This window comes from Marinospirillum alkaliphilum DSM 21637, assembly GCF_900119735.1.
Classification (GTDB): Bacteria; Pseudomonadota; Gammaproteobacteria; order Pseudomonadales; family Halomonadaceae; genus Marinospirillum; species Marinospirillum alkaliphilum.
Window position 1 is genome coordinate 424,779 of the sequence record NZ_FPJW01000002.1, and the last position, 23,494, is coordinate 448,272.

Annotated in this window: 24 protein-coding genes; 18 read left to right on the forward strand and 6 right to left on the reverse strand. The window is 53.9% G+C overall.

What is annotated here, in order from left to right:
- Positions 1 to 22: 22 nt before the first annotated feature.
- Complete coding sequence (locus BT114_RS05220) at positions 23 to 793, forward strand: 3'-5' exonuclease (RefSeq protein WP_084661930.1); 771 nt, start codon at positions 23 to 25, stop codon at positions 791 to 793.
- Positions 794 to 815: 22 nt separating this feature from the next.
- Here the strand turns inward: BT114_RS05220 and BT114_RS05225 are convergent, their stop codons facing one another.
- A complete protein-coding gene (locus tag BT114_RS05225) occupies positions 816 to 1,625 on the reverse strand; it encodes a DNA-binding transcriptional regulator (protein ID WP_072325261.1) in 810 nt (269 codons plus the stop codon).
- A 153-nt stretch (positions 1,626 to 1,778) separates the two neighbouring features.
- On the opposite strand from BT114_RS05225, the gene mhpD reads away from it, so the two are divergent.
- The 11 genes from mhpD (at position 1,779) to BT114_RS05280 (ending at position 12,664) form a co-directional block, all read left to right on the forward strand.
- Positions 1,779 to 2,573 (forward strand): 2-keto-4-pentenoate hydratase, encoded by a 795-nt coding sequence (mhpD, locus tag BT114_RS05230; protein ID WP_072325262.1) that lies wholly within the window; start codon positions 1,779 to 1,781, stop codon positions 2,571 to 2,573.
- Between the two features lie 25 nt (positions 2,574 to 2,598).
- On the forward strand, positions 2,599 to 3,534 hold the full coding sequence (locus BT114_RS05235) for an acetaldehyde dehydrogenase (acetylating) (protein ID WP_072325263.1): 936 nt from the start codon (positions 2,599 to 2,601) through the stop codon (positions 3,532 to 3,534).
- 9 nt (positions 3,535 to 3,543) lie between these two features.
- Complete coding sequence (dmpG, locus tag BT114_RS05240; protein ID WP_072325264.1) at positions 3,544 to 4,563, forward strand: 4-hydroxy-2-oxovalerate aldolase; 1,020 nt, start codon at positions 3,544 to 3,546, stop codon at positions 4,561 to 4,563.
- Between the two features lie 55 nt (positions 4,564 to 4,618).
- Positions 4,619 to 5,557 (forward strand): 3-carboxyethylcatechol 2,3-dioxygenase, encoded by a 939-nt coding sequence (locus BT114_RS05245; protein ID WP_072325325.1) that lies wholly within the window; start codon positions 4,619 to 4,621, stop codon positions 5,555 to 5,557.
- Positions 5,558 to 5,607: 50 nt separating this feature from the next.
- Positions 5,608 to 6,801, forward strand: a complete 1,194-nt coding sequence (locus BT114_RS05250) for an acyl-CoA dehydrogenase family protein (protein ID WP_072325265.1) — start codon at positions 5,608 to 5,610, stop codon at positions 6,799 to 6,801.
- Positions 6,802 to 6,809: 8 nt separating this feature from the next.
- On the forward strand, positions 6,810 to 7,364 hold the full coding sequence (locus tag BT114_RS05255) for a flavin reductase family protein (RefSeq protein ID WP_072325266.1): 555 nt from the start codon (positions 6,810 to 6,812) through the stop codon (positions 7,362 to 7,364).
- Positions 7,365 to 7,392: 28 nt separating this feature from the next.
- Positions 7,393 to 8,247, forward strand: a complete 855-nt coding sequence (locus tag BT114_RS05260) for an alpha/beta fold hydrolase (protein ID WP_072325267.1) — start codon at positions 7,393 to 7,395, stop codon at positions 8,245 to 8,247.
- 162 nt (positions 8,248 to 8,409) lie between these two features.
- Positions 8,410 to 9,537, forward strand: coding sequence for a C4-dicarboxylate TRAP transporter substrate-binding protein (locus tag BT114_RS05265; protein WP_072325326.1), 1,128 nt, complete (start codon positions 8,410 to 8,412; stop codon positions 9,535 to 9,537).
- Positions 9,538 to 9,605: 68 nt separating this feature from the next.
- A complete protein-coding gene (locus BT114_RS05270; protein ID WP_072325268.1) occupies positions 9,606 to 10,115 on the forward strand; it encodes a TRAP transporter small permease in 510 nt (169 codons plus the stop codon).
- Positions 10,112 to 11,404 carry a TRAP transporter large permease gene (locus BT114_RS05275; RefSeq protein ID WP_072325269.1) on the forward strand — a complete coding sequence of 431 codons (1,293 nt, stop codon included), beginning with the start codon at positions 10,112 to 10,114 and terminating at the stop codon, positions 11,402 to 11,404. The genes BT114_RS05270 and BT114_RS05275 overlap by 4 nt, the downstream gene beginning before the upstream one ends.
- A 72-nt stretch (positions 11,405 to 11,476) precedes the next feature.
- A complete protein-coding gene (locus BT114_RS05280) occupies positions 11,477 to 12,664 on the forward strand; it encodes an MFS transporter (protein ID WP_177247048.1) in 1,188 nt (395 codons plus the stop codon).
- 25 nt (positions 12,665 to 12,689) lie between these two features.
- Here BT114_RS05280 and BT114_RS05285 read toward each other — a convergent pair whose 3' ends face one another.
- The 5 genes from BT114_RS05285 to BT114_RS05305 all read right to left on the reverse strand — a co-directional run bounded on the left by BT114_RS05285 (position 12,690) and on the right by BT114_RS05305 (position 17,636).
- Positions 12,690 to 13,142 (reverse strand): MarR family winged helix-turn-helix transcriptional regulator, encoded by a 453-nt coding sequence (locus BT114_RS05285; protein WP_072325270.1) that lies wholly within the window; start codon positions 13,140 to 13,142, stop codon positions 12,690 to 12,692.
- A 64-nt stretch (positions 13,143 to 13,206) separates the two neighbouring features.
- Positions 13,207 to 14,346: a cyclohexanecarboxyl-CoA dehydrogenase gene (gene aliB / locus BT114_RS05290; RefSeq protein WP_072325271.1), complete on the reverse strand. Its 1,140-nt coding sequence runs from the start codon at positions 14,344 to 14,346 to the stop codon at positions 13,207 to 13,209.
- 72 nt (positions 14,347 to 14,418) lie between these two features.
- Positions 14,419 to 15,201, reverse strand: coding sequence for a 2-ketocyclohexanecarboxyl-CoA hydrolase (gene badI, locus BT114_RS05295; protein WP_072325272.1), 783 nt, complete (start codon positions 15,199 to 15,201; stop codon positions 14,419 to 14,421).
- A 30-nt stretch (positions 15,202 to 15,231) separates the two neighbouring features.
- Positions 15,232 to 15,999: an SDR family NAD(P)-dependent oxidoreductase gene (locus tag BT114_RS05300; RefSeq protein WP_072325273.1), complete on the reverse strand. Its 768-nt coding sequence runs from the start codon at positions 15,997 to 15,999 to the stop codon at positions 15,232 to 15,234.
- Positions 16,000 to 16,025: 26 nt separating this feature from the next.
- Positions 16,026 to 17,636, reverse strand: coding sequence for an AMP-binding protein (locus BT114_RS05305; RefSeq protein ID WP_084661934.1), 1,611 nt, complete (start codon positions 17,634 to 17,636; stop codon positions 16,026 to 16,028).
- Between the two features lie 196 nt (positions 17,637 to 17,832).
- Between BT114_RS05305 and BT114_RS05310 the strand changes: the two genes are divergently transcribed.
- The 6 genes from BT114_RS05310 to BT114_RS05335 form a co-directional block, all read left to right on the forward strand.
- Positions 17,833 to 18,609 carry an enoyl-CoA hydratase gene (locus BT114_RS05310; RefSeq protein ID WP_072325275.1) on the forward strand — a complete coding sequence of 259 codons (777 nt, stop codon included), beginning with the start codon at positions 17,833 to 17,835 and terminating at the stop codon, positions 18,607 to 18,609.
- Positions 18,610 to 18,620: 11 nt separating this feature from the next.
- On the forward strand, positions 18,621 to 19,433 hold the full coding sequence (locus BT114_RS05315; protein ID WP_072325276.1) for an enoyl-CoA hydratase/isomerase family protein: 813 nt from the start codon (positions 18,621 to 18,623) through the stop codon (positions 19,431 to 19,433).
- A gap of 24 nt (positions 19,434 to 19,457) precedes the next feature.
- Positions 19,458 to 20,654 carry an acyl-CoA dehydrogenase family protein gene (locus BT114_RS05320; protein ID WP_072325277.1) on the forward strand — a complete coding sequence of 399 codons (1,197 nt, stop codon included), beginning with the start codon at positions 19,458 to 19,460 and terminating at the stop codon, positions 20,652 to 20,654.
- Between the two features lie 9 nt (positions 20,655 to 20,663).
- Positions 20,664 to 21,806 carry an acyl-CoA dehydrogenase family protein gene (locus tag BT114_RS05325; protein ID WP_072325278.1) on the forward strand — a complete coding sequence of 381 codons (1,143 nt, stop codon included), beginning with the start codon at positions 20,664 to 20,666 and terminating at the stop codon, positions 21,804 to 21,806.
- A gap of 14 nt (positions 21,807 to 21,820) precedes the next feature.
- On the forward strand, positions 21,821 to 22,570 hold the full coding sequence (locus tag BT114_RS05330; protein ID WP_072325279.1) for an electron transfer flavoprotein subunit beta/FixA family protein: 750 nt from the start codon (positions 21,821 to 21,823) through the stop codon (positions 22,568 to 22,570).
- Positions 22,570 to 23,494 (forward strand): electron transfer flavoprotein subunit alpha/FixB family protein (locus tag BT114_RS05335; protein WP_072324829.1); only part of this gene is annotated, 925 nt, incomplete at its 3' end. The genes BT114_RS05330 and BT114_RS05335, both read left to right, overlap by 1 nt.

The window sequence follows — 23,494 nt, forward strand, 5'->3', positions numbered from 1 at the left end:
CTTCTGCCAATGAGGTGCAAGGGTGTTTTATCTGGACCCGAAAAAACTCCGTGATCAACCAGTGGATGAAGAACCGGAGTTGAGCCAGAGCAGTGCTTCGGCGGTGAACTGGCCTGAGCGTTTCCGGCAACTGGCAGAGACCGCAGTGGACCCTCGCCTGAAGGCTTATTACGCTGCCGGTGTGCCATCCGGTGACACCCCCCTTGCGGAAGTTCCTCTGCTGGCCATGGATGTGGAAACCACCGGCCTGAATGCACGCAAGGACGGCATTGTCAGCATTGGACTGATTCCCATGACCCTGCAACGGATTTCCTGTGCCCGTGCCGGTCACTGGGTGGTGCGACCGCGTACCAGCCTGAAGGAAGAATCCATCGTGATTCATGGCATCACCCACTCTCAGGTGCAACAGGCTCCGGATCTGGATCAGTTGCTGGAGGCCTTGTTACAAGCCATGCAAGGCAGTGTGGCGGTGGTGCATTACCGAGGCATTGAACGCCCGTTTCTGGATGCCGCACTGCGGACACGCATCGGTGAAGGATTGGAGTTTCCGGTAATTGATACCATGGAGCTGGAAGCGCGGGTGCATCGACAAAAACCACCGGGTTGGCTGGATCGCCTGCTGGGACGCCAACCCGTTTCCATCCGCCTTGCTGACAGTCGCAGCCGTTACGGGCTGCCTCGTTATCGCCCCCACCATGCACTGACTGATGCGCTGGCCTGTGCGGAATTGCTGCAAGCCCAGATTGCCCATCGTTACAGCCCGGAAACCCTGCTTGAAAGGGTGTGGAGCTGAGGCATTGATTTGTTTTGTGTTATCAGCTGGAAACAGTCATACGCAGAGAGTTTTCAATTTTTTGCACTGTTTCCTGCATTCGGGCCAGGTGTTTACGTGCAGCCTCTTCGATCAGCATGGCTTTGGCCACATACACCAGGTTTAGTACACCAATCACCCGCTGCCCCTGAAAGATCGGCAGAGCAATCGAGGCAATTTTTTCCTCTTCCGCCCATTCAGCATAGTTTTCACCATAACCACGATTGCGCGTCCGTTGGATCAGATTGCTGATGTACTCCTGATCGCGAGCCAGCTCACCTTCTTTGCCAGGTCGTGCAGCAAGTAATTCCAGTAACTCCATACGTTCTGTTTCCGGGCAGAACGCAAAATAGGCACGCCCTGTGGCAGTGGTCAGAATTGGCAGGCGTCTGCCAATCATGGATCGATGAAAAGACAGACGACTGAAGCGGTGAGTGGTTTCACGCACCACCATTGCATCCCCGTCCAGCGTACAAATATCTGTAGGCCAGGCGACCTCCTGCAGTAGTTCAGCCAGCAGTGGTGCTGCCAGCTCCGAAACCCATTGATCATCTCGAAAACCTTCACTCAGCTCTCGCACTTTCATGGTGAGTTGAAAACTGTCATCCGAAGCACTGCGCCGGACATAACCCTCTTGTTGCAAGGTTTCCAGCAGGCGTCTAACTGTTGTTCGGTGTATGCCGGTGCGGCGTGCAAGTTCAGTGCAAGTACAGCCACCATCAATACGGTTCAGCATATTCAGTAGCTGCAGACCACGCATCAGACCCCGTACTTGTTTGTATTCGGTATTTTTATCTTCAATCACTTTGTTCATTTCTTTATTTTTTCTGTGCACTAGGTGCACGCCAGTGTTGTTTTTTATTGTGACGATTATCAAGTTTCACCTAGTCTTGCGCAACCTGCTGAGAATCACAGGCACAAACAATAAAAACTTCGGATGTCTTTCCAGAGATCACTGGTGATGTAGATGGCAGATAACACAGATGTATTAAACAGCCTCGCCAATAGCCTGCGGCAGGCAGAAGAAAACCTTGCACCAATCTCCCCCGTGAGGAATCAGCTGTGTGAACAGGACTCCGTTTCTGCTTATCGCATCCAGCAGATCAATGTGGACGCTGGTGTTGCCGCTGGGCGGCGCATTGTTGGGCGTAAGGTGGGTTTGACCAATCCACGGGTGCAGCAACAACTGGGTGTGAATCAGCCGGATTTTGGCACCCTGTTCGCCGACATGAGTTATGGCGAATATCAGCCGATTCCTTTCAGTCGTGTTTTACAGCCGCGTATTGAAGCAGAAGTGGCGCTGATTCTGGACCAGGATCTGGATCGACCTGACTGCAGTCTGGCGGATCTGATTAGTGCCGTGCGTTGGGTTATGCCTGCATTTGAAGTGGTCGGCAGCCGTATTCGTGACTGGGATATCCGCTTTGTAGACACCGTGGCTGACAACGCCTCCAGTGGTTGTTTTGTGCTGGGCGGACCGGTGCGTCGCCTGGATGGGCTGGACCTGCGTGATGCACGCATGCAGATGACACGTAATGGTGAATTGGTTTCAGAGGGGGCAGGCACTGAATGTCTGGGGCACCCGCTGAATGCTGCGGTGTGGCTAGCGCGCACCCTGAGCGAGCTGGGTACACCACTCAAAGCGGGTGATCTGGTGTTGACGGGTGCACTGGGGCCCATGGTCTCAGTGGCACCATCTGACCAGTTTGAAGCAAGGATTGAAGGACTGGGCAGTGTGGTCGCCTGTTTTGACAGTCAATAACCGGAACAGCAATCAGGATTAATCCATGAATAAAAAGAAAGCAGCCATCATCGGTTCAGGAAACATCGGTACCGACCTGATGATCAAGATTCTGCGTCACGGCCAGCACCTGGAAATGGCCGCCATGGTAGGCATTGATCCGGCCTCGGATGGTCTGGCGCGGGCAGCACGCATGGGCGTGGCAACCACTCATGAAGGTGTGGCGGGTTTGTCGTGCTTGCCGGTGTTCGATGAGATCGATTTTGTCTTTGATGCCACCTCGGCTTCAGCACATCTGAAAAATGAAGTGTTTCTGCGTGGTCTTAAACCCAACCTGCGGATCATTGACCTGACTCCTGCTGCCATTGGCCCTTACTGTGTGCCAGTGGTTAATCTGGATCGTCATATCAATGAGCAGAACGTCAATATGGTGACCTGCGGGGGGCAGGCCACCATACCGATGGTGGCGGCCATCTCAAGGGTTGCCAAGGTGCACTATGCCGAAATCGTGGCCTCCATTTCCAGCCGCTCAGCGGGCCCAGGCACTCGTGACAATATCGATGAGTTCACTGAGACCACCTCCCGGGCACTGGAAGTGGTCGGTGGTGCGGCCAAAGGCAAGGCCATCATCATCCTGAATCCCGCCGAACCGCCGTTGATCATGCGTGACACCGTGCTGGTACTGTCCGAGGCGGCTGATGAAAACGCCGTGCGGGCCTCCATTGAAGCCCAGGTTCAGGCGGTGCAGTCCTATGTTCCCGGTTATCGACTCAAGCAACAGGTGCAGTTTGAGCAGTTTGATGCTGACAACCCCCTGTTTATTCCCGGTATGGGGCATTTCTCCGGACTGAAAACATCCGTGTTCCTGGAAGTGGAAGGTGCTGCTCACTATCTGCCTGCTTATGCCGGCAATCTGGACATCATGACGTCTGCTGCGTTGGCCACTGCCGAGCGCATGGCTCAGTCCATGCCAACCGCCTGAGGAATCACCATGACTTTTAATCCCGGAAAAAAACTCTACATCTCAGACGTTACCTTGCGCGACGGCAGTCATGCCATTCGCCACCAGTACAGCATCCCTCAGGTACAGGCCATTGCCCGAGCATTGGACAAGGCACGGGTGGACAGCATTGAAGTGGCTCATGGTGACGGCCTGCAGGGTTCCAGCTTCAACTATGGATTTGCTGCCCATACCGATCTGGAGTGGATCGAAGCGGTTGCAGAGGTGGTGCAGCATGCCCGTATTGCCACGCTGCTGCTGCCCGGCATTGGCACGGTGCATGATCTCGATGCGGCCTATCAGGCCGGTGCCCGGATTGTACGCGTTGCCACCCACTGTACCGAAGCCGATGTATCACGCCAGCACATTGAACATGCCCGCAAGCTGGGCATGGACACGGTCGGTTTTCTGATGATGAGTCACATGACCAGCCCGCAGAACCTGGCGGTGGAAGCCAAAAAGATGGAGGGCTACGGTGCCACCTGCATTTATGTGGTGGACTCTGGCGGCGCCATGGGCATGACCGACATCCGTGATCGTTTCCGTGCCCTCAAGGACGTGCTGCTGCCGGAAACCACAACCGGTATCCATGCCCACCACAACCTGTCACTGGGTGTTGCCAACTCCATTGTGGCGGTTGAAGAAGGTTGTGACCGCATTGATGCCAGTCTGGCTGGCATGGGTGCCGGTGCTGGCAATGCCCCACTGGAAGTGTTTATTGCCGCAGCCGAGCGCATGGGCTGGGAACACGGCACGGATCTTTACACCCTGATGGATGCAGCAGATGACCTGGTGCGTCCACTGCAGGATCGCCCGGTACGGGTCGACCGGGAAACCTTGGCTCTGGGTTATGCCGGTGTTTACTCCAGCTTTTTGCGTCATGCCGAAATGGCAGCAGCCCGTTATGGCCTGAAAACCGTCGACATCCTGGTGGAGCTGGGTAAACGCCGCATGGTGGGCGGTCAGGAGGACATGATTGTTGATGTGGCACTGGATTTACTGAAGTCCTGACAACCGCATGGCCAGGCATGCTGGCCATGTCTTCTTACAACAACAAGGTGAGTTTATGGCAATCCAATTAAAATGCCTGTCCCACACGCCGTTGCGTGGGCGTAATAACCCGGCACCGGAAATCGTGGCCGAAGTGGAAGCCCAACTGGCTCGTGCCCGTGCTGAAGTGGAAGCCTTTGATCCGGAACTGATCCTGCTGTTTGCACCCGATCATTACAACGGCCTGTTTTATGATCTGATGCCCCCTTTTGTGCTGGCGACCGAAGCCATTTCGGTAGAGGACTACGGCACCCTGCCCGGCAAACTGTCGATTCCAAAAGAGCTGGCCATGCAGCTGCAGCGTCACTTGCTGGACAGCGACATCGACATGACGCTGTCCCACCGTCTGCAAGTGGATCATGGTTGCACCCAAACACTGGAAGAAATGACCGGTAGCCTGACCCGTTACCCGGTGATTCCCATCATCATCAACTCGGTGGCACCCCCTTTTGGCCCTTACCGCAGGATTCGTCAACTGGGTGAAGCAGTGGGACGGTTTCTGGCAGGGTTAAACAAACGGGTGCTGATCCTGGGTACGGGTGGCCTGTCACATGAACCCCCGGTACCGCTGTTGCGGGATGCCCCCGAAGACATCGCTGAATTCCTCATTGCCGGGCGTAATCCAACACCTGAAGCCCGTGCTGCCCGCGAAGCGCGCACCCTGGCGGCAGGGCAGATTTATGGTGGCCCAGACTGCCCGTTGACTCCGCTGAATGTGGAGTGGGATCAGCAGTTTATGAACACCCTGCTTCAGGGTGACCTGCAAGCCGTGGATGCCTTTGATGTGGATGAAATTTCCCGTACTGCCGGACGCTCAACCCACGAAATCAGAACCTGGGTGGCTGCTTTTGCTGCCTTGCAGGCCGCCGGCAATTATCGAGCAGAAAAACGCTATTACCGAGCCATCAACGAGTGGATCTGTGGTTACGGCATCCTGACTGCAGAGCAGATGTGAAGCAATCACATCCCAATAAACGACAAGAACAGCAAGTAGAGGATTGAGCAATGAACAAGATGGTGACAGACATTCCAACGGAAGCAGAAATTGTTGAACGTGCCCAGCAAATGATTCCCTGGTTGCGTGAGCAGGCCGATGCTGTAGAGCAGGCACGGATGGTGCCCGAGGCAACCATTCAGGCTTTTAAGGACGCCGGTTTTTTCCGCATCCTGCAACCACGCCGCTGGGGTGGTTATGAAATGAGCCCGAATGTGCTCAACAAGGTATTGATGGAGCTGGCCAGAGGCTGCCCCTCCAGTGCCTGGAACGTGATGGTTCTGGGTGTTCACCCTTTTGAAGTGGGGCTGCTGGATCCACGCTGTGGTGATGAACTCTGGAGTGAAGATGATACCCGTCTGGTTTCATCCTCTTATGCCCCTTTTGGCACTGTGGAAAAGGTGGAAGGGGGCTATCGCCTGAATGGTGAATGGTTGACCTCCAGTGGCTGTGATCATGCTGAAGGCGGCGCTTTTGTGGGTGGCCGTGTGTTGGAAAATGGTGAACAGGTATTTCGTTCTTACTGGATTCAGCGCTCAGACTTCACCACTGAAGACGACTGGTTTGTTGTGGGTTTGGGTGGCACTGGCAGTAAAAAACTGATCATCAAGGATGTGTTTGTTCCCGAATACCGCAGTCACGTGATCGGTGCTTATGACGAACACTCCCACGGCCAGGTCGAAAACCTGTACAAAATGCCGTTCTTTTATGTGTTTTATGCCGCTGTATCCTCCGTCATCATCGGCATGGCACGTGGCATGATGGACCTCTACATCGAACACATGGTGCCGCGTCAGAACATCAATCAGGCGGTGGGTGCCGCCGTTCAGGACCCCTTTATCAAGGGCAAGCTGGGTGAAGCCTATGCCAAGATCACCGGGGCCACTGCTCGGGTGATTCAGAATACTGATGAAGCCTGGAGCTATGCTGCCAAAGGTGAGTTGGTACCGCTGGATGTGCGAGTTCGTCATTTTGCCACCAACCAGTTCACTGGTGGTGACTGCTTTGACGCTGCCCACATGATCTTCAAGAAAACCTCTACCCGTGGCATCTGGTTGAACAGTCCGCTGCAGCGTCAGATGCGCGACATCCTGGTGGGCGCTAACCATATTACCCAGAACCAGGACAACATCGGTGATCTGCTGGGTGGCCACCTGCTGGGCAATCCACTGCCACAGCCCAATCCTTTTGGCGCCAAACCCTGAGGTGTTGCATGAACCAGTACATTAACCAATTGCTGGACTGGACACCCAGTTCACAGCTGAGTGGCCTGCCGACCATCAGCGCCGATCAACACCGCAAGGGTATGCGCTTTTTTGCCATGGGCGTCACCCTGATTACCAGTGGCGATGAGCAGCAGCGAGCAGGATTAACAGCCACTGCGGTTTGTTCGGTCACTGCCGAGCCACCACGGCTGGTGGTCTTTGTGAATAAGAACGTTCAGGCCAGTGAAGTCATTCTGAACACGGGAGCCTTGTGTGTGAACCTGCTGGCTGACCATCAGGAACAGGAAGCCAGGGTATTTGCCGGCATGGTGGACGGTGTTCATGGCGAAGCACGTTTTAACCAGGGTGAATGGACTCGCCTGGTGACGGGTGCCCCGGTGCTGGAGCGAGCACTGGCCAATTTGGACTGTCGTGTCATCAAGGTATTTGATGAAAGTACACATCACGCCTTCTTGTGCGAAGTGCTGGCCAGTCGCGAACAGCCCGATGCGGCAGCACTGATCTACCTGAATGGTGCATTTCGCCAGTTGCCACTGGTTTAAGGCTGCAGAATAGTCATGAGGTGATTAGATGATTGATGAACAGGCTTCCAGCCGTTTTGCAGTGGTGAATGCTGATGGACAAGACTACCGCATTCACTACAACGACCTGGGGGAAGGCGAGCAGACACTGGTGATGTTGCATGGCTCAGGCCCTGGAGCCACTAGCTGGGCCAATTTCAGTCGCAATATCGAACCCTTGGTTCAAGCGGGTTACCGGGTGATTCTGATGGATTGCCCCGGCTGGGGAAAAAGTGACTCAGTGGTGTGCAGTGGAGCCCGCTCGGTGCTGAATGCCCAGGTTCTGAAAGGGCTGTTGGATGCACTGCAACTGCAGCAGGTGCACCTGATGGGCAACTCGATGGGTGCACATAGTGTTGTTGCTTTTGCACTGGAAAACCCGGAGCGGGTTGGCAAGTTAATCCTGATGGGTGGTGGCACCGGTGGGCCGAGCCAGGCCATGCCAATGCCTACCGAAGGGATCAAGTTGTTACAGCAGTTATATCGTGAACCCACCATCGAAAACCTGAAAAAAATGATGTCGGTGTTTGTGTACGACACCAGCCATCTGACCGAAGCCCTGTTCCAGGCTCGGCTTGACAACATGCTGGCGCGGCGTGATCACCTGGAAAACTTTGTAAAAAGCCTGCAGGTGAATCCCAAGCAGTTTCCAGACTTCGGCCACCGGCTGCATGAGCTACAGAATCCGACACTGATTGTCTGGGGTCGGGATGACCGCTTTGTGCCCATGGACATTGGTTTGAGACTCTTGTGGAACCTGCCGCACGCTGAGCTACATGTGTTCAACCGGTGTGGTCACTGGGCCCAGTGGGAGCATGCGGCGCGTTTTAATCGGCTAGTACTGGACTTCCTGCAGCAGGATTAAACAGGTGCACCAAGTGCACCTATTCCTGTTTTTTCATTGATATGAAATTAGCAGTTTGCCTAGGATGGTGCGCCAGAACGGGTTGCATAGCAATAACCAGAGAAGATGATGTTTGAACAACACCGATCCAATGTGGCTGAAAACAATTACAAGGATAAAAAAATGAAGAAAATCAAAATACTGTTTACGGCTGTGGCTGTCAGTCTGATGACGCTGCTGGTTTATCCGCAACTGGCTGTTGCACAGCAGCTACGTATTGCATCCGGCTTGCCGCCCATGCAGCCAGCCAATAATCCGCTTTACACCGAATTCCAGAAACGCCTGCCAGAAGCAACCAGCGGACGCCTGAGTGCCCAGATGGTGGGTATGGAAGTGGTGAATCTGGCCAACATGCGTTCTGGCCTGAACAGTGGCCTGGTGCAGGTGGGGCTGTTTCTGCCTGCTTACTTTCCAGCTGACCTGCCCAACTTCAACCTGGTGGGCGATCTGTCACTGATGGGGGGCCACCCCCAAGCCACTGCGGCAGCAATGACGGAATACATTGTGACTTGCAGTGACTGCCAGCAGGAACTCAAAAGGCTGGGCGTGGTGTACACTGGCTCTCATGCCAACCCCTACAGCCTGCTGACTACGCGCACCGTCAGGAGTACCGATGACCTGCGCGGTATGCGCATTCGTGTGGCCACTCCACAACATGCACGCTGGGTAGAAGCTATGGGCGCCACGCCGGTCAGTATGCCCACCGGTGAAGCTTTTGAAGCCCTGTCCCAGGGGATCATTGAAGGCACGGTCACTTCCATTTCCGATCTTATCTCCTTTAATCTGCAGGATGTGATCAAGAGTGTGACGCTACTGGATATGGGTACCTTTCACTCACTGATCGACCACGCGATTCGCCAGAACACCTGGAACTCTCTGTCCGTGGAAGATCGCAAGGCCATGATTTCAGTATCCAACACGGCGATATTGATGACTGTGGACCGCTGGATAGAAATGGCCGGGGAAGGCCGAGCAGTGGCTGAAAAACGCAATATTCCTTTGGTTGAACCTGATACCGCATTGGTACAGGCAACTCGCGGATTTGTTGCACAGGATGTGAGTGTTGCTGTTAATCAGGCTGAAACCCGCTTTCGGGTGACCGATGCGGCACAGAAGATCGCCCGCTTCCAGCAGTTGATGTCCAAGTGGGAGGCGCGGGTGGCTGAGCTGAATCATGATGCAGAAGCTGTACATCAGGCACTGCAGCACGAGGTCTGGGACAAGATTGATCTGGCCGCTTACGGACGCTGAGCCAACCATCTTTCGGCCGATCAGTGCAGGGAACTGCCTGATCGGCCTCAATTTTGAAGGTTTGTCTGATGGCATTTCTGGAACGTATCACCCGGCTGATGTCTCTGGCACTGGTTGTGATCGGGTTTGTTGCGGTGGCATTAATGATGCTACATATCACTGCGGATGTTTTTTTACGCAGTGCCTTTGATGTGGCGGTGCCTGCCACGGAGCGCATCGTGACACGTTATTACATGATTGCACTGGCCTTGCTGCCTCTGGGTTGGGTGGAGTGGTCCAAAAGCATGATCTCGGTGGATGCTTTTTCAGCCGCTTACGGCCGGGTTGGTGAGCGGTTTGTCGCAGTGTTTGTACCCTTGTTGTCAGCGGTGATTTACGGGGTGTTTGGTATGGCAACCTGGTTGCAGGCCATGGAGCAGTTCAAGGTTGGCGCTTACATCATGTCTTTGGATCTGGTGATTCCGCTGTGGCCTACCTACTTCCTTGTTCCGTTAGCCCTGTTTATGGCCATGCTGGTTTGTCTGGTACGTATTGTTGCCGGTTTTCTGCCTTCTTCTTCAACAGGTACTGACTCATGAGTATTGAAACCGGTGTATTTGGACTGTTGGCATTGCTGGTGTTGTTGGCACTGCGTGTTCCAGTGGCCATTGCCTTGATGAGTGTGTCACTGGTCGGCATGACCAGTATGCTGGGCTGGGATACCTCCATCAGCATGTTGTCATCACGTCCTTATGACTTTCTGGCACGTTGGACCCTCAGCGCCATCCCGATGTTTCTGCTGATGGGCTTTGTTTCTTATCATTCGGGTTTAACTGCTGGTTTGTTCAAGGCAGCTAAAGTAGTGTTTCGCTGGTTGCCCGGCGGGCTGGCTGTATCCAGTATTTTTGCCAGTTCCGGTTTTGCGGCGGTGTCCGGTTCCAGCGTTGCTTGTGCGGCCTCCATGGGGCGCATTGCCATTCCGGAAATGGTTAAAAGTGGTTACAAGCCCAGTTTTGCCTGTGGCACCATTGCGGCGGGCGGTACTATCGGTGCACTGATCCCTCCCAGTATTTTGCTGATTGTTTATGGGGTGTTTGCCCAGGTGTCCATCACTCAGCTGTTTTTAGGGGGGATCAGCATCGGTTTGCTGACTGCTCTGGGTTATAGCCTGACCATCATGGCAATGAGCTGGTTGCGACCGGATATCGTGCCACGTGTCTCCGCCGATATTGAAGAGATCACCGCCCTCCAGGCAATGAAAGAAATCTGGCCGGTGCTGGTTCTGGGACTGATTATTTTTGGCGGCATGTTTTCTGGCTTTTTTACTGCGACTGAAGCCGGTGCTGTGGGTGCACTGGGGGCCCTGCTGATTGCCTTGCTGATCGGCAAGCTGAATCTGGTAGTGCTAAAAGACTCCATGATCGACACCCTGACTACTACTGCCGGGCTGCTGATTATTGGTGTAGGTGCCAGCATGTTCACCGTCTTTCTGAGCATGAGCGGGCTGTCCTCTTATCTGCTCGGTTTTATGACTGACTGGAGCCCAACTTATTTCCAGATGATGTTGTTGATGGTATTGATTTATCTGTTGCTGGGTCTGTTCATGGAACCTTTTGGTGCGATGTTGGTGACCCTGCCGATTTTCTTGCCGATCTTGCAGGGCATGGATGTCAGCCTGATCTGGTTCGGTGTGTTTCTGGTCAAGATGCTGGAAATCGGGATGGTGACCCCGCCAGTGGGTATGAACATCTTTGTGATCAAGGGAGTGGCATCTCAGTACGCCAGTCTGACCGATATTTTCAAGGGTGTATCAGTGTTTCTGGTTTCTGACCTGCTGATTGTCCTGCTGATGATTCTGGTGCCGGGCATTGTGCTGTTCCTGATCTGATGCCTGGCAACCTTGTATGCCGGTGTTGCAACTCAAGGATGGTGTGAGCTGAAAGCGCTTCTTTTTACAGCCTTGCTATCAACTGCAATTGGCCAGAGTCTGGTGATTACCCTGCTGCCGTCTTTGGGACGTGCAGCAGGGTTGAGTGAAATCCAGGTCGCCAGCATCCTGTCCAGCTCTTCGGTGGTGTTTGCTTTAGGCGCTTCTCTCTGGAGTGTGATGGGGGAGCGCTGGGGGCGACGCCGGGTGTTGCTGATCGGAATGGCTGGTTACAGCTTGGGTACCCTGCTATTCAGCAGTGTTTTTTACCTGGGATTGTCCGGTGAGTTGATGGGTATAAAACTGCTGCTGGCTTTGTTGCTCGCCAGGGCTTTGCAATCCTCGGTGATGTCTGCCACACCCCCTGCGGTATTGGGCATGACACTGGCCATTAGCGCAGCGGATCAACGCGTTCAGAATGTCAGCCGGGTCACTGCCGCCAATACCCTGGGTCAGGTGCTGGGGCCGACACTGGGTGGTGTATTGGTGGTGTTTGGATTATTGGCACCCTTGTATGCCATCATCACTTTGACGGCACTGGCCTGGTGTGTACTGTATTGGAAACTGCCACAGCAAGTGCCAGCACAACCAGCGCCAACACAGGCTCAACCTGTTCTACCCCTAAATACAACCCCACTCCACTCGACCAACAGCCTGCGTGGTAATCCAGGGTTGGTGTATATCATTACTGCCGCAGCACTCTTTTGTGCCATTGCGATGGTGTACCAGTCACTGGGCTTTTACTTTATGGATCTGCTGGGTAAAACACCTCAGCAAGCTGCACAATCAGCTGGTTTTGCTGCCATGACCACGGCACTGGTTTCTTTTGTTGTGCAGTTTGTGTTGATCCAGCGTCTGCCACTGACCCGGCAACAACTGCTGATTTCAGGACTGACTGCCTGGGTGATGGGACTGTTGCTGTTAGCTTTTGCTAATGGTGAAGAGGTGATTTATCTGGCCATGGCGCTGATTGGTCTGGGTATGGGGTTGTCCTACCCAACGGCTACGGCCGCCGCTGCCAGCAGTGGCACCCAGCAGCAACAAAGTCGCAACACCGGGCTGGTCTCTGCCGCTCCGGCGCTGGGCTTTATCCTCGGCCCTTTGCTGGCTGCTTTAGTCTATCCTTTGCAACCCCACTATCCCTTTGTGTCAGCCGCCCTGTTATTAAGTGGTTTTTTACTTTTGTACGGTGGGTGGAGAAAACTATTTAGGTGTCCGTGACAAGAGCCTGTGGTTTTGGTTGATATTATAAGATTTTTATTTGATTAAGGTTTTTTTCTAACTTGTTGATGCTATGCAACAAGGCAACGATTTCATCAAAGCCAAAACCGACAATGCCCTGTTCATAAAACTCAGCAATACGAGTCTGCAAACTGTCCCAGAAAACCTTACCCTGTTCTGTAAGGATTACCAGTCGTGCGCGACCATCATCTGGGTGAGGAATTCGCTGCACATGGCGATCCCGCTCGAGGCGCTTTAATACACCATCCAGATTCTGACGGCTGACCACCAGATATTCGGTCAATTCGTTAAAGGATACACCCTGCTCATACCCAGGGCGGGTCAGGGCACCCAGCACCGCCCATTGCACGGTGCTGAGGCCCATTTCGTTCTGAACCTGACGTTGCAGCACGTTACCCGTCTGGAACAGGCGGAAAAACAGGCGATTTGCGAGGGCAGTGGTTTCGTGGTCAATCATGGGTTGTCCGGTTACTTCAGTTGCACCTGTTGGATTCGACAAGGTTACCGAAGTAACCTTCGCATCAGGCAGGGTTAAACTCTCTGGCGATGATGTTTTTCATGATCTGTGCAGTCCCATCACCAATTTGCAGCCCCAGTACATCACGGAGGCGCTGTGCAAATGGCAGGTCTTCACCCCAACCGGTATGACCGTGAGCCAGCATGCATTGTTTAACCACATCAAAAGCCAGCTTTGGCCCCCACCACTTGTTCATGGCTGCTTCAGCGTTATGTGGCAGGTGATTGTCTTTTAACCACAAGGCGTAATAACACTGCAAGCGGGCAGCCTGTACGTAGGTCTGGAGTTCTGCCAGTGGGTGCGTCAGCCCCTGAAAAGCTGAGAGCTTTTGTCCAAACGCTTCACGTTCAGTCAGCCACTGCCAGGTTTCATCCAGCGATTGCTGCGCCACAGCAAGGCATTGTAACCCGATCAAAGCGCGACTGTAATCAAAGCCCTGCATCACCTGCTTGAACCCCTTGTTTTCTTCTCCCAGCAAGTGGCTGGCTGGGATTTTCACCTGATCGAAGAAAATGGAGCCACGACCAATGCAGCGTTGTCCTGAGTCTTCAAAGCGCGTGGTGGTGATGCCTGGCAGGTTCATGGGTACCAGGAAGGCACTGATGCCATGTGCGCGGGATTCCTGAGTGCCCGTACGGGCAAACACCACTGCCACATCGGCCTGATCGGCCATGGAGATGGAGGTCTTTTCACCGTTCAGGATGTAATGGTCGCCCTGCCGCTCGGCTTTCATTTTCAGGTTGGCTGCATCCGACCCGCCGCCATGCTCGGTCAGGGCAATGCAAACAATTTTTTTACCAGCAACAATTTGTGGCAACCATTCGCTGGCTAATTCAGGTGTGGCATGGCTGGCAATGATCTGGCCGTTCAGTGATGTCAAAAGCGGGATATACCCAAGGTTGAAATCATGGCGGGAAATTTCTTCAATGATAATGCCACTGGTGATGCAATCCAGATTACTGCCACCGTAAACTTCCGGCAGTTCAACACCTAAAAAGCCCATATCACCCAACTGAGCAATCAGCTCACGCTCAATGATGCCGGTCTGATCACGCTTTTTGTAACCCGGTGCCAGCACTGCTTCGCTGAAGCGGGCAATGGATTCCTTGATGGCATTCTGGTCTTCGTTAAATGAGAAGTTCATATTTGTCTCCGGCCGAGGGGCTCCTCAGATCAGGCCGCACATGGCGGCCTGGTGGGGTTCTGTTGCTTTGGCTTATTTGTAGAACTTGCGGAATTCAGGTTTACGCTTTTCCTTGAAGGCAGCCACACCCTCTTTGGACTCCTCCGTGTCGTAATAGAGGCTCAGCGCCTGCATGCCCAACCCACCAATCCCGGCAATGTTTTCACTGTCAGCATTAAAAGAGCGCTTGGCAATCGACAGGGCTGTAGGGCTCATGCCCATGATTTCATCACACCACTTCTGTACCTCCGCATCCAGCTGTTCATGGGGTACCACGGCATTGACCAGCCCCCATTCGAGTGCTTGCTGAGCCGTGTATTTGCGGCACAAATACCAGATTTCACGTGCACGCTTTTCACCGACCACCCGTGCCAGATAGGCCGTACCAAAGCCAGGATCAACAGAGCCCACTTTCGGGCCAACCTGACCAAAAATGGCCTTGTCCGATGCAATTGTGAGATCGCAGACCACATGCAATACATGGCCGCCACCGATGGCAAAGCCATTCACACGGGCAATGACCGGCTTGGGCACTTCACGAATCAGCCCCTGCAGCTCTTCTACCGGCAAGCCAATCAGGCCACGGCCATCGTACTGACCTTCATGAGCCCCTTGATCACCCCCAGTGCAGAAGGCTTTGTCACCAGCACCTGTCAGTACTATGACACCAATGGATTTGTCCCAGCCTGCGCGGTTAAAGGCATCAATCAGCTCCATGCAGGTTTGGCCACGAAAAGCGTTATAACGCTCCGCACGATTGATGGTGATGGTGGCCACACCCTCTTTGACGTCATACAAAATATCTTCGTAATTCATGTTGTTACTCCTGAAAGAGAATAAGGGTAATTAACCGGCCATGGTCAGTCCGCCGGACACACTGATCACTTGCCCGGTAATGAAGTTGGCATCGTCACTGGCCAGCAGCGCGATGACTCCCGGGTAGTCTTCCGGTTGACCGATGCGACGCATGGGCACCGCGTTTTTGAAGGCTTCCAACAGTTTTTCCGGGTTACTGGACGTGTCAGCGACACTTTTTAATAGCGCCGTGTCAGTCGGACCGGGGCATACCACATTAAGATTGATGTTTTTGGTGGCCAGCTCACGAGCCAGGGTTTTACTCAGTCCTACCAGACCCGCCTTGCAGGCGGCGTAAACGGCTTCACCGGAAGAGCCAACCCGTGCCGCATCCGATGCCACATTGATGACTTTTCCACCACCGGCAGCCAGCATTTTTGGCAATACCAGGTGGTGCATATTGAGTGCACCGGTCAGGTTGATGCTGATCAGCTGATCCCAGAGTGCCGGCTCGGTTTTCAGGAAGGGCATGAACTTGTCGTAACCTGCGTTGTTGACCAGGATGACTGGCGTTCCCAGTTGCTGTTCGATCTGTTCAACCGTGTTGCTTATCGCTTGATAATCAGTGATGTCTGCGGCATAGGCAGCAGCAACACCGCCTTGCTTCAGGATGATGTCTACGGTTTTCTGGGCTGCCGCCTGATCACGATCAAGTACCGCTACCTTGCAGCCTTCTTCTGCCAGTCGTTGACTGACCGCACGACCGATGCCACCGCCACCGCCGGTGACTATGGCAGTTTTGTCTTTTAATCCACGCATGTTGATTTCCTCTGGGTTGAAGGGAGTTATTGATCAAGTCGGATGGTTTTGGCTTGTTCACGCAGTTTGAATTTTTGCAGCTTGCCAGACGGGGTTCGTGGCAAGTCATCACTGATGACCAGGTATTCGGGGAAGTAGCTTTTTGAGACCTGCTGCTCAGCAAGGTAGGCCTTGATGTCATCAAGCGTCATGGACGCGGCGCCTTCATTCAGCGTGATGTAGGCGCATACCCTTTCTCCAAGTCGTTTGTCGGGGAAGCCGACCAGCGCAACCGTATTGATATCCGGATGCTTGTAGAGAAGGTTTTCAATCTCCATGATCGGAATATTTTCACCTCCACGAATCACCACATCCTTGGTTCGCCCCGTAATGCGGATGTATCCCTGCTCATCGATGCGGGCTAAATCGCCGGTGCCGAACCAGCCGTCAGCATCCACTTCATAAAGCTCGGGGCGTTTGTGGTAACCGACAAACAGGCTGGCACCGCGCACCAGCAAGTTTCCTTCGGTGTTGGCTGGACAAGCGTTGCCATCCAGATCCACGACCTTGACCTCCATAAAAGGTAACGGCACGCCGTCACTTTCAATGGCTCGACTGGGTGGATCTTCAGGATGCGTCAAGGTCACAGCACCGTTTTCAGTCATGCCCCAGGCCGAAGCAACCTTGAACCGGGTCGTGTTCAATGCTTTTTCTACCAGTGCACTGGGAATTGGGGCTCCGGCTGCCACGAAGATTCTCAGGGATTCCAGGTCTTGCGGGTGGCTGGCGGCCTGCTCCACAAGATCACTCAGAAACGGAGTGGAAGCCATGGTGTAAGTGGGTTTTTCACGAGCGATGACCTGACGTGCAAAATCAGGTTGCCATAGATCCTGCAAGACTACGGTGGCGCCCAGATAAACAGGCATCATCAAGCCATATAAAAAGCCGGTCTGGTGCGCCATGGGTGACCCCATGAAAACAATGTCTTCACTGTTCAGGTGTAGGCGTTCGGCATAAGGGAAGATGTTGCTGAACAGGGTGTTGGAGGTGTGCATCACTCCTTTGGGTTCACCTGTAGTGCCTGAAGTGAACAGGATCTGGATGATGTCATCCGCATGGATGCGGCGTTCGGCAAACAGGGCCGTGATGTCAGTTTCTTTTTCCCATGCCCGATTGAGCAGCTGATCTTCAAAACTTTGCAGACCTTCACCGCCAATTACCAGCAAATGCTCAAGATCCGGTAGATCCTTCCGAAGCCCCTCCGCCATGGCCTGATGATTAAAGGCACGGAACATTTTTGGCACAACCAGTACCTTGCTCTGGGCATGCCGCAGCATGAAGCGCAGCTCATGCTCCCTGAAAATATGCATGAGCGGATTCAGAATGGCACCAATACGAATGCAGGCCAGATGCAGAGCCGTCATCTGCCAGCCATTGGGTAGCTGGCAGGACACCACATCACCTTTGTTGACTCCCATTCCTGCCAGACCGGCTGCCATGCGTGTGACGTGCTGATCCAGTTCCAGAAAACTCAGCCTGTGGCTGTCCTCTTCTGCGACACGGTAGCTGATGATGGCTGTTTTGTTGGGCTGCCCATCAACCGCCTTATCCAGAAAATCAGTAATGATATTGTCTTTCCATGCGCCAGAGCGGATCATCTCCGGTCTTCTCAAACTGATCAGTTCGCTAGTCATAGTCTTTACCTATAGGGGTTTGTTTGTGTTTTTTGTTTCCTCCTGCGGTGTGTTGATCTTAGTCGCTGCAAAAACATTATGTCAACATGTTGCTTTATTATTTCTGAATCGGCTAGACTGAAATTCATCACAGAAAAACTTTTGGCGGAATGGAGGGGTTATGGCGTACCAGCTGATTCTTGTTGAGCAACAGGGTGCTGTGGGCCTGATCAGGCTGAATCGCCCTCAGGTACTGAATGCCCTGAGCGATGCATTAATGGCCGAATTAGGGCAGGCATTGATGGCATTCGAAGCCGATGCAGCGATTCGTGCGATGGTCATTACCGGTAATGAGCGGGCCTTTGCAGCGGGTGCAGATATTTCCGAATTACAGCACAAGGACTTTGCCGATGTGTTCAGTCAGGGGTTTGTCACCACACACTGGGAAGCTGTTACACGCTGCCGCAAGCCAGTGATTGCAGCTGTTGCCGGACTTGCGCTGGGCGGCGGATGTGAGCTGGCGATGATGTGCGATCTGTTGATTGCTGCTGAAAATGCCCGTTTCGGCCAGCCGGAAGTCAAGGTTGGCACACTACCGGGAGCTGGTGGTACACAACGGCTCACGCGTGCGATTGGGAAAGCCAAGGCCATGGATCTTTGCTTGACCGGTCGCATGATGGACGTTGTGGAAGCAGAGCGACTGGGGTTGATCAGTCGAATCGTGCCAACGGATCGCTTGCTGGACGAAGCCATGGCTGTTGCAGCGCAGTTGGCTGGTCTTTCATCCATGGCCGTGAAGTTGAACAAGGAGGCGGTCAACCAGGCCTTTGAAACCACACTGAGCGAAGGCATTTATGTTGAGCGACGACTGCTCTATGCCAGTTTTGCCACTGAAGATCAGAAAGAGGGCATGCAGGCTTTTGTAGAAAAACGTGCGCCTGAATGGAAACACCGCTGAGGGGAGGGGTCATGAATCAGGTTGTTGAATACCAGGTGGTTCAGGGCGTGGCAACCCTGGCGGTGAATCACCCGCCGGTGAATGCCTTAAGCCATGCGGTACGCTGTGGGCTTGCAGCAGGCCTGCATCAGGCAATGACTGATCCTGAGGTGGTTGCCATTCTTCTGTACTGCAAGGGATCAACCTTTTTTGTGGGTGCAGATGTCACCGAGTTCGGCAAACTGAGACAACCTCCGCTGCTGCGTGACCTGATCCAGCAACTGGATGCCTGCAACAAACCCTTGGTTGCCGCCATGCATGGCAAGGCACTGGGTGGCGGGCTGGAAGTGGCAATGGCCTGTCACTATCGCATCCTGCAACGCGGTGCCCAGGTCGGTTTGCCAGAGGTGAAGCTTGGATTGATTCCCGGTGCCGGTGGTACACAAATGTTGCCACGTTTGATTGGCTTTCCTGCCGCTCTGGAGATGATTCTTTCGGGGACAGCAGTAAAAGCACCCAAAGCCCTTGAGTCAGGGCTGGTGGATCAATTATTCGAGGGTGATCCGCTGCTGGCTGGCTTGAGTTTTCTGGAAAAACTTCCTGCTGCTCCCAATGGGCCACCGAGAACCAGCGAACGCAGCACCAAACTGCCGGAAAACCTGTACAGCTTGAAAGCAGCCTTTGCAGTGATCGAAGCAGCGTTGAGCCTTCCTTTTGAAGAAGGGCTGATGATGGAGCAGCAGGCGTTTGATCAGTGCAGTCAATCACCCGAACACTCGGTATTACTGCAACGATTCATGAACCGAAAAACAGTGCCACCCAAGGCTTGCGAGCCAATCAAGTGACCTCATCGACTGTGGAGACCGGATATGTATTTTGAACTGACACCGGAAGACGAAGCGTTCAAAAATGAAGTAAGGGGCTTTCTTGCCGAAGCACTGCCAGAGGATATCGCCAGCAAGGTGCGCTTAGGAAAACACCTGGGCAAAGAAGACCACCAGCGCTGGCAGCAGATTCTTGCAAAAAAAGGATGGTATGCCGCCAACTGGCCACAAGACTACGGTGGTCCCGGTTGGAGTGTGGTGCAAAAGCATATCTTTGAAGAAGAGGCCGCAGCAGCAGGGGCTCCGCGCCTGGTGTCTTTTGGGGTCAATATGGTTGCTCCGGTAATCATGCAATTTGGCACTCAGGAACAGAAGGATTATTACCTGCCACGCATTCTGTCTGGTGAAGACTGGTGGTGCCAGGGTTATTCCGAGCCAGGTGCAGGTTCCGACCTGGCCGCTGTGAAAACCCGCGCCGTGCGGGAGGGTGATTTTTATGTGGTTGATGGGCAGAAAACCTGGACCACCCTGGGTCAGTACGCCAACAAAATTTTCTGTCTGGTACGCACTGATCCACAAGCCAAGCCTCAGCAAGGCATCACTTTTCTGTTAATCGACATGGACAGTCCCGGTGTCAGCATCCGTCCGATCCTGACACTGGATGGAGAGCACGAGGTCAATGAAGTGTTTTTTGATTCGGTGCGGGTGCCTGTGGCCAATCGGGTTGGAGAAGAAAACAAGGGGTGGACCTGTGCGAAATACCTGCTGACTCATGAACGCACCGGGCAAGCAGGCGTCGGCATTTCCAAAGCTGCGCTGGCGCATCTGAAACAGGTGGCTGGCCGTGAAATGAAAAATGGCAAGCCCCTGATTGAAGACCCGCTGTTTCGATTACGTTTGGCTGAAGTGGAAATCCAGTTGCTGGCAGTGGAAATCAGCACCCTGCGAATTCTTGCTGCTGTTGAAGGTGGTGGTGCGCCAGGTGCTGAAAGTTCGATCCTGAAAATAAAGGGTTCAGAAATCCGTCAGGCGATCAGTCAGCTATTGCGACAGGCCTTGGGTGCCAATGCCCTGCCGTTCCTGCAGGATCAGATTGATCCGGACTTCACGGGTGAATACCGCTATACCGATTATGCCGCAGCAGCGGCCAGCCAGTATTTCAATCTGCGCAAATTGTCGATTTACGGTGGTTCCAACGAAGTGCAGAAAAACATCATTGCCAAGATGATTCTGGAACTCTAGGAGGGTGTGATGGATTTTAATCTGACCGAAGAGCAGCAAATGCTGCAAGACATGCTGAGCAGGCTGGTGCGGGATCACTACAGCTTTGAAAAACGCATGAGCCATTACGCCAGCCAGGAAGGCTACAGCACTGCATTCTGGCAACAATTGGCTGAGCAGGGTTTGACCGGCGTTCCGATTGACGAAGCTTATGGTGGTTTTGGCGGCGGTGGTGTGGAAAACATGCTGCTGATGAAGGAGCTAGGACGGGGCTTGTGCCTTGAGCCGGTGCTGGCCTCGCAGATTTTTGCTGCGGGTTTGCTGCAACAGCTAGGCAACAAGGAACAAAAGGAAAAAATCCTGCCACTGGTGGCTTCCGGTGAGCTGAAACTGGCCGCCGCACTGACCGAGACCAACAGCCATTACAGCCTGCAACACGTCGCTTGCCGTGCCAGACAACAGGGTGATACCTGGTTTCTGAGCGGGCAGAAATCCGTGGTTGTTGGTGGAGCATCAGCAGATTTGCTGCTGGTGTCGGCACGGACTGCTGGTGAGCAGGGCGATCCGGAAGGGATCAGCCTGTTTCTGGTGGAGCCCTGGGCAAAAGGAGTGACGCGCAACGCCTATCCCTGCATTGACGGGCCAAGAGCATGCGATTTGCTGCTGGATGAAGTCATGGTTGGACGAGGCGGTGTATTAGGCAAGCCAGGTCAGGTATTCACCACCCTGCAATACCAGCAGGAGCGAGCAGCAGCTGCTGCATGCGCAGAAGCGCTCGGCAGTATGGAGGAAGCTTTTACGCTGACATTGGATTACCTGAAAACCCGACAGCAGTTTGGTCAACCCATCGGTAAATTCCAGGCTTTGCAGCACCGCATGGCTGACATGCGTGGCGAGCTGGAGCTGGCAACTTCCATGACACTATTGGCTGCCAGCCTTGCCGATCACCCCCCCAGTGATGAGCGCAGCCGTAAATTGGCAGCCAGCCGGTTTATTATCACCCGAGCGGCACGCTTTATTGCTGAGCAAGCCATTCAGCTGCATGGCGGTATCGGTATGACCTGGGAGTATGCGCTGGCACATCACGCCAAGCGTCTGGTCATGCTCAGTCATCATCTGGGTGATGAAGACACCCACCTGCAACGATTTGCTGATTTGCTGAAAGCCAGCTAACACGAGGAAAAACAATGAAAATACTGGTAGGCATCAAACGTGTCGTTGATTACAACGTCAAGGTTCGTGTTAAAGCGGATCAGTCAGGCGTTGACCTGACCAATGTCAAAATGTCCATGAACCCCTTCTGCGAAATCGCCGTTGAAGAAGCGGTACGCCTGAAGGAAAAAGGCATTGCCACTGAAATCGTTGCTGTTTCCATCGGTCCTAAAACCGCTCAGGAGCAGCTGCGTACCGCCATGGCGCTGGGTGCCGACCGCGGTATTCTGGTCGAAACCGACGAGCCGCTGGGCTCACTGGCGGTTGCCAAAATCCTCGCCAAGGTCGCTGCAGAAGAGCAACCGCAGATCCTGATGATGGGCAAACAGTCCATTGATACCGATAACAACCAGACCACCCAGATGCTGGCTGCGCTGACCGGTTATGCCCAGGGCACCTTTGCCTCCGAGCTGACTGTTGCAGGCGACAAGGCCACCGTGAAGCGTGAAATTGATGGGGGTCTGCAAACCGTTGAGCTGAAACTGCCCGCCGTGATCAGCGCTGACCTGCGTCTGAACGAGCCGCGTTATGCCAAGCTGCCGGACATCATGAAAGCCAAGAAAAAGCCGCTGGATACCAAAACCCCGGCTGACTATGGCGTGGACACGGCTTCCAAAGTCAAAACCCTGAAGGTTGAGCCACCGGCAGAACGTGCTGCGGGCATCAAAGTGGGTAGCGTGGAAGAACTGGTCAACAAACTGAAAAACGAAGCGAAGGTGGTCTAATGAGCATTCTGGTTATTGCTGATCATCATAATACTGATCTGACCCCGGTGACTGCCAACGTGGTGGCTGCGGCCAAAGCCATCGGTGGTGACATTCATGTGCTGGTTGCCGGTGCGGGTGCTCAGGCTGCTGCTGATGCTGCGGCCAAGCTGGAAGGTGTGAGCAAGGTACTGCTGGCTGATAACGCTGCTTACGGCCATCAGCTGGCTGAAAACGTGGCTGCACTGGTTGCTGAGCTGGGCAAGGGTTACAGCCACATCCTGACCGGTGCCACGGCCAACGGCAAAAACATTGCCCCACGCGTTGCTGCACTGCTGGATGTTGAGCAGATTTCTGAAATCATCGCTGTCGAAAGCGCTGACACCTTCAAGCGTCCCATCTATGCCGGTAGCGCGATTGCCACCGTGCAAAGCAGTGATGCCATCAAGGTGATCACCGTACGCGGTACAGCCTTTGATGCCGTGGCTGCCACTGGCTCTGCTGCCGTTGAAGCTGTTGCTGAAGCCAAGGATGCTGGCCTGTCCAGCTTTGTCGGTGAAGAGCTGGCTGCTTCTGACCGTCCGGAACTGACTGCCGCCAAGGTGGTGGTTGCTGGTGGTCGTGGTGTGGGCAGTGCCGAGAAGTTCGACATCATCTACAAGCTGGCTGACAAGCTGGGTGGTGCTGTGGGCGCTTCCCGTGCTGCGGTGGATGCCGGTTATGTCCCCAACGATCTTCAGGTCGGTCAGACCGGCAAAATCGTTGCACCGGAGCTGTACATTGCTGCCGGTATTTCCGGTGCCATCCAGCATCTGGCCGGTATGAAAGACTCCAAGGTCATCGTGGCCATCAACAAGGACGAAGAAGCCCCGATCTTCCAGGTGGCAGACTACGGCCTGGTGGCAGACCTGTTCGAAGCCGTACCGGCGCTGGAACAACAGCTCT

What these genes read in the sequence shown, in the direction of transcription:
- BT114_RS05225 (WP_072325261.1), bottom strand. Translation starts at nt 1,625, where the DNA reads ATGAACAAAGTGATTGAAGATAAAAATACCGAATACAAACAAGTACGG.
- mhpD (WP_072325262.1), top strand. Translation starts at nt 1,779, where the DNA reads ATGGCAGATAACACAGATGTATTAAACAGCCTCGCCAATAGCCTGCGG.
- BT114_RS05235 (WP_072325263.1), top strand. Translation starts at nt 2,599, where the DNA reads ATGAATAAAAAGAAAGCAGCCATCATCGGTTCAGGAAACATCGGTACC.
- dmpG (WP_072325264.1), top strand. Translation starts at nt 3,544, where the DNA reads ATGACTTTTAATCCCGGAAAAAAACTCTACATCTCAGACGTTACCTTG.
- BT114_RS05245 (WP_072325325.1), top strand. Translation starts at nt 4,619, where the DNA reads ATGGCAATCCAATTAAAATGCCTGTCCCACACGCCGTTGCGTGGGCGT.
- BT114_RS05250 (WP_072325265.1), top strand. Translation starts at nt 5,608, where the DNA reads ATGAACAAGATGGTGACAGACATTCCAACGGAAGCAGAAATTGTTGAA.
- BT114_RS05255 (WP_072325266.1), top strand. Translation starts at nt 6,810, where the DNA reads ATGAACCAGTACATTAACCAATTGCTGGACTGGACACCCAGTTCACAG.
- BT114_RS05260 (WP_072325267.1), top strand. Translation starts at nt 7,393, where the DNA reads ATGATTGATGAACAGGCTTCCAGCCGTTTTGCAGTGGTGAATGCTGAT.
- BT114_RS05265 (WP_072325326.1), top strand. Translation starts at nt 8,410, where the DNA reads ATGAAGAAAATCAAAATACTGTTTACGGCTGTGGCTGTCAGTCTGATG.
- BT114_RS05270 (WP_072325268.1), top strand. Translation starts at nt 9,606, where the DNA reads ATGGCATTTCTGGAACGTATCACCCGGCTGATGTCTCTGGCACTGGTT.
- BT114_RS05275 (WP_072325269.1), top strand. Translation starts at nt 10,112, where the DNA reads ATGAGTATTGAAACCGGTGTATTTGGACTGTTGGCATTGCTGGTGTTG.
- BT114_RS05285 (WP_072325270.1), bottom strand. Translation starts at nt 13,142, where the DNA reads ATGATTGACCACGAAACCACTGCCCTCGCAAATCGCCTGTTTTTCCGC.
- aliB (WP_072325271.1), bottom strand. Translation starts at nt 14,346, where the DNA reads ATGAACTTCTCATTTAACGAAGACCAGAATGCCATCAAGGAATCCATT.
- badI (WP_072325272.1), bottom strand. Translation starts at nt 15,201, where the DNA reads ATGAATTACGAAGATATTTTGTATGACGTCAAAGAGGGTGTGGCCACC.
- BT114_RS05300 (WP_072325273.1), bottom strand. Translation starts at nt 15,999, where the DNA reads ATGCGTGGATTAAAAGACAAAACTGCCATAGTCACCGGCGGTGGCGGT.
- BT114_RS05305 (WP_084661934.1), bottom strand. Translation starts at nt 17,636, where the DNA reads ATGATCCGCTCTGGCGCATGGAAAGACAATATCATTACTGATTTTCTG.
- BT114_RS05310 (WP_072325275.1), top strand. Translation starts at nt 17,833, where the DNA reads ATGGCGTACCAGCTGATTCTTGTTGAGCAACAGGGTGCTGTGGGCCTG.
- BT114_RS05315 (WP_072325276.1), top strand. Translation starts at nt 18,621, where the DNA reads ATGAATCAGGTTGTTGAATACCAGGTGGTTCAGGGCGTGGCAACCCTG.
- BT114_RS05320 (WP_072325277.1), top strand. Translation starts at nt 19,458, where the DNA reads ATGTATTTTGAACTGACACCGGAAGACGAAGCGTTCAAAAATGAAGTA.
- BT114_RS05325 (WP_072325278.1), top strand. Translation starts at nt 20,664, where the DNA reads ATGGATTTTAATCTGACCGAAGAGCAGCAAATGCTGCAAGACATGCTG.
- BT114_RS05330 (WP_072325279.1), top strand. Translation starts at nt 21,821, where the DNA reads ATGAAAATACTGGTAGGCATCAAACGTGTCGTTGATTACAACGTCAAG.